Genomic DNA, 566 nt, shown 5'->3' on the forward strand with positions numbered 1-566 from the left:
CTCTCACGTTCGTTCTTCTCCAACAACAGAGTTTTACGAGCCGAAACCCTTCTTCACTCACGCGGCGTTGCTCCATCAGACTTTCGTCCATTGTGGAAGATTCCCTACTGCTGCCTCCCGTAGGAGTTTGGGCCGTGTCTCAGTCCCAATGTGGCCGATTACCCTCTCAGGTCGGCTATGCATCATTGCCTTGGTAAACCATTACTCTACCAACTAGCTAATGCACCGCGGGTCTATCCAAAAGTGATAGCCGAAACCATCTTTCAAACGAAAATCATGCGATTTTCGTTGTTATACGGTATTAGCACCTGTTTCCAAATGTTATCCCCTACTTTTGGGCAAGTTACCCACGTGTTACTCACCAGTTCGCCACTCATCCGATGTTAATTATCAGTGCAAGCACTTCAAATCAACGGGATGCGTTCGACTTGCATGTATTAGGCACGCCGCCAGCGTTCATCCTGAGCCAGGATCAAACTCTCATTTTAAAATGATAAGCTTTAGCTCATTATTTGTTTTTGTTGCTTACGAATTGACTTCGTTTGTTACATCTTGGATCCAACCTC

General features: G+C 45.9%; 1 rRNA gene. It reads right to left on the reverse strand.

Annotated elements, in window-relative coordinates:
* Window positions 1-488: ribosomal RNA gene (locus tag FD44_RS10190) — 16S ribosomal RNA — on the reverse strand; the annotation flags it as partial.
* Window positions 489-566: the final 78 nt, after the last annotated feature.

The sequence above is a fragment of the Secundilactobacillus malefermentans DSM 5705 = KCTC 3548 genome (genome assembly GCF_001436395.1).
GTDB lineage: Bacteria > Bacillota > Bacilli > Lactobacillales > Lactobacillaceae > Secundilactobacillus > Secundilactobacillus malefermentans.